Source organism: Variovorax sp. Soil_C_17 (assembly GCF_057657265.1).
The window spans coordinates 1-1,075 of sequence record NZ_JBDGIT010000040.1 but is presented as its reverse complement, the minus strand read 5'-3'; the positions used below and the strand labels follow the sequence as shown (position 1 = coordinate 1,075).

The window sequence follows — 1,075 nt, the reverse complement described above, 5'->3', positions numbered from 1 at the left end:
CCGAGGATCGCATCGTGCGCCGCGCGCCCCGCGCCCTGGCCCTGCGTGAGGAAGTCCAGCATCAGCGCCCCCGACCAGATCATCGCGATCGGGTTGGCGATGTTCTGGCCGTAGATGTCGGGCGCCGAGCCGTGCACCGGCTCGAACAGCGAGGGGAACTTGCGCTCCGGGTTGAGGTTGGCCGAGGGCGCCAGGCCGATGGTGCCGGTGGTCGCCGGGCCCAGGTCGGACAGGATGTCGCCGAACAGGTTGCTCGCCACCACCACGTCGAAGCGCGTGGGCTGCAGCACGAAGCGCGCCGACAGGATGTCGATGTGCTGCTTGTCCACCTGCACCTCGGGGTAGTGGCGCCCGATCGCATCGGCGCGCCCGTCCCACCAGGGCATGCTGATCGCGATGCCGTTGCTCTTGGTGGCCACCGTCAGGTGCTTGCGCCTGCGCGCCCGGGCCAGCTCGTAGGCGTACTTCAGCACGCGATCGCTGCCGTGGCGCGAGAAGACCGACTCCTGGATCACGATCTCGCGCTCGGTGCCTTCGTACATCACGCCGCCCAGCGAGGTGTACTCGCCCTCGGTGTTCTCGCGCACCACCAGGTAGTCGATGTCGCCGGGCCGGCGGCCCGCCAGCGGGCAGGGCACGCCCTCGAACAGGCGCACCGGGCGCAGGTTGACGTACTGGTCGAACTCGCGCCGGAACTTCAAGAGCGACCCCCACAGCGAGACGTGGTCCGGCACGGTGGCAGGCCAGCCGACGGCGCCGAAGTACAGCGCGTCCACGCCCTTCAATTGCTCCTTCCAGTCGGGCGGCATCATCTGGCCGTGCTCGGCGTAGTAGTCGCAGCTCGCCCAGTCGATGGTGCGGCAGTCGAGCTCGAAGCCGAAGCGCTCTGCCGCGGCCTGCACGACGCGCAGGCCCTCGGGCATCACTTCCTTGCCGATGCCGTCGCCGGCGATCAGGGCGATGCGGAAGGTGGGGATCATGTCGGTGTCTTTCATGCGGCAAGCGCCATTTTGCGGTCCATCTCGTCGAGCCAGCCCTGGCGCAGCTCGGGCACGGAACGCGCCAGCAGCTCGTA

Annotated in this window: 1 protein-coding gene; it reads right to left on the bottom strand. The window is 68.9% G+C overall.

Features of this window, described 5'->3' with window-relative positions:
- A partial coding sequence (locus AC3A6Y_RS34920) for a tartrate dehydrogenase (RefSeq protein ID WP_487872779.1) occupies positions 1-980 on the bottom strand: 980 nt, incomplete at its 3' end.
- Between the last annotated feature and the right edge of the window lie 95 nt (positions 981-1,075).